The organism is Streptomyces boncukensis (genome assembly GCF_011045075.1).
GTDB classification, from domain to species: Bacteria; Actinomycetota; Actinomycetes; order Streptomycetales; family Streptomycetaceae; genus Streptomyces; species Streptomyces boncukensis.
The window spans coordinates 1-2,389 of sequence record NZ_JAAKZZ010000782.1 but is presented as its reverse complement, the minus strand read 5'-3'; the positions used below and the strand labels follow the sequence as shown (position 1 = coordinate 2,389).

Genomic DNA, 2,389 nt, shown 5'->3' with positions numbered 1-2,389 from the left:
CCCCGCCGGACAGGGGCAGCCCCCTGTCCGGCTGCAGCCGCCGGCTCAGCCGAAGAAGACTCCGGCCTCTTCGTACAGCGCCGGGTCCACGGTCTTCAGCTTCCGCGTCGCCTCGGCGAGCGGCACCCGGACGATGTCCGTGCCCCGGAGCGCCACCATCACCCCCCACTCGCCGTCCCGCACGGCGTCGATCGCGTGCAGCCCGAACCGGGTGGCCAGCCAGCGGTCGAACGCGCTCGGGGTGCCCCCGCGCTGGGTGTGCCCCAGCACCGTGGTGCGGGCCTCCTTGCCCGTGTGCTCCTCGATCTGCTTGGCCAGCCACTCCCCGACCCCGGAGAGCCGCACATGGCCGAAGGAGTCCAGCGACCCGTCCTTGAGGACCATGTCGCCCCCCTTCGGCATCGCACCCTCCGCGACGACCACGATCGGCGCGTAGCTGGCCTTGAAGCGGGAGGTGACCCAGGCGCACACCTGGTCGAGGTCGAAGCGCTGCTCGGGGATGAGGATGCAGTTGGCCCCGCCCGCCAAGCCGGAGTGCAGGGCGATCCAGCCGGCGTGCCGGCCCATCACCTCCACCACGAGCACCCGCATATGGGACTCGGCGGTGGTGTGCAGCCGGTCGATGGCCTCGGTGGCGACGGTGACCGCGGTGTTGAAGCCGAAGGTGTAGTCGGTGGCGGACAGGTCGTTGTCGATCGTCTTGGGCACGCCGACGCACTTGACGCCGTGCTCGTCGGTCAGCCGCGCGGCCACTCCCAGGGTGTCCTCGCCGCCGATCGCGACCAGCGCGTCGACCTCGTGCTTCGCCAGGGTCTCCGAGATCCGGTGGACGCCGTTCTGCTCCTTGAAGGGGTTGGTGCGCGAGGACCCCAGCAGGGTGCCGCCCCGGGGCAGCATCCCGCGCACCGCCGGGATGTCGAGCTGGACGGTGTCCCCCTCCAGGGCCCCGCGCCAGCCGTCCCGGAACCCGACGAAGTCGTACCCGTACCCCTGGACTCCCTTACGGACGACGGCCCGCATGACCGCGTTCAGCCCGGGGCAGTCACCGCCTCCGGTCAGCACTCCGACCCGCATGGGATCTCCCTTCTCCGCGGGATGGCAACTGTGGACGCAACATCAGCCACGCTAGCCGTGATCCACGTCACAGGGGATGCCGCGCGAAGCGGAAATCCTTGGGAGAAAAGGGAGTTACGGTCCCGGCAGTCACTCGTACGAAGGACAGGCGTGCCCCGCTCGCCGGCTCACTCCTCGTCGAGACCGCGCTCGATCGCGTACCGCACCAGCTCCACCCGGTTGTGCAACTGGAGCTTGCCGAGGGTGTTCTGCACATGGTTCTGGACCGTGCGGTGCGAGATGACCAGGCGCTCGGCGATCTGCTTGTAGCTCAGCCCCTTGGCGACGAGCCGCAGCACCTCCGTCTCCCGCTCGGTGAGCTTCGGCACCGCCGCCTTCTCCCGCGCCGTCGGCTCCGGCTCGGGGGCGGCGGCCAGCCTGCGGTACTCGCCCAGCACCAGTCCGGCCAGCCCCGGGGTGAAGACCGGGTCCCCGGCCGCCGTCCGCCGCACCGCGTCCAGCAGCTCCTGGGTGCTCGCCGACTTCACCAGATAGCCGGTGGCGCCGGACTTCACCGCCTCCAGGACATCCGCGTGCTCGCCGCTCGCCGACAGCACCAGCACCCGCGGGCCCGTGCCCGAGCCCACCAGCTCGCGGCAGACCTCGACGCCCGGCAACCCGGGCAGATTGAGGTCGAGCACCAGCACGTCGGGCGCGGTCGCGCGGGCCCTGCGCACCGCCTGCTGCCCGTCCCCGGCCGTCGCGACCACCTCGAACCCGGCCTCGCCGAGATCCCGCGCGACCGCGTCCCGCCACATCGGGTGGTCGTCGACCACCATCACCGTGACGGGGCCGCCCGTCCCAGCCATCTCGCCCGTCCCTCCGTCATGTCCTCGGCACCCTCAGCTCCACTTCCGTCCCCTGCCCGGGGACGGACACCAGCTCCGCGCTGCCGCCCAGCTCACGAAGCCTGCCCCGGATGGAGAGCGCGACGCCCATCCTGCCCTCCGCCTCCGCGTCCGCGAGCCGCCCCGCCGGGATCCCGGGGCCGTTGTCGCGCACCGTCACAACCACCTCACCGGGCTCGTCCTCCAGCAGGATCCACGCACGGGCCTCCTGCCCGCCGGGGCCCCGGGCGTGCCGGCGGACGTTGTCCAGCGCGGCCCCGACGGCGGCGGCCAGCTCTCCGGCCACCCGCCCGGGGAGCAGCACCGGTGTGCCGGGCCCGGCGTACGAGATCCGCGCGGTGGCGTGCGGGGACAGCAGCCCCCGCAGGTCGCATACGGCGTCCGCCGCGTCCCCCGAGCCCTCCGAATCTCGTGCGCCCCCCGAGTCC

3 protein-coding genes are annotated in these 2,389 nt (G+C 72.7%); all 3 read right to left on the bottom strand.

Going from position 1 to position 2,389, the window contains the following annotated elements:
* Positions 1 to 45: 45 nt before the first annotated feature.
* On the bottom strand, positions 46 to 1,074 hold the full coding sequence (locus tag G5C65_RS35545) for a 6-phosphofructokinase (RefSeq protein ID WP_165303183.1): 1,029 nt from the start codon (positions 1,072 to 1,074) through the stop codon (positions 46 to 48).
* Between the two features lie 167 nt (positions 1,075 to 1,241).
* Positions 1,242 to 1,922 (bottom strand): response regulator, encoded by a 681-nt coding sequence (locus G5C65_RS35540; RefSeq protein ID WP_165303182.1) that lies wholly within the window; start codon positions 1,920 to 1,922, stop codon positions 1,242 to 1,244.
* 16 nt (positions 1,923 to 1,938) lie between these two features.
* On the bottom strand, positions 1,939 to 2,389 hold a 451-nt coding region (locus G5C65_RS35535; RefSeq protein ID WP_241266296.1), incomplete at its 5' end, for a sensor histidine kinase.

What these genes read in the sequence shown, in the direction of transcription:
- G5C65_RS35540 (WP_165303182.1), bottom strand. Translation starts at nt 1,922, where the DNA reads ATGGCTGGGACGGGCGGCCCCGTCACGGTGATGGTGGTCGACGACCAC.
- G5C65_RS35545 (WP_165303183.1), bottom strand. Translation starts at nt 1,074, where the DNA reads ATGCGGGTCGGAGTGCTGACCGGAGGCGGTGACTGCCCCGGGCTGAAC.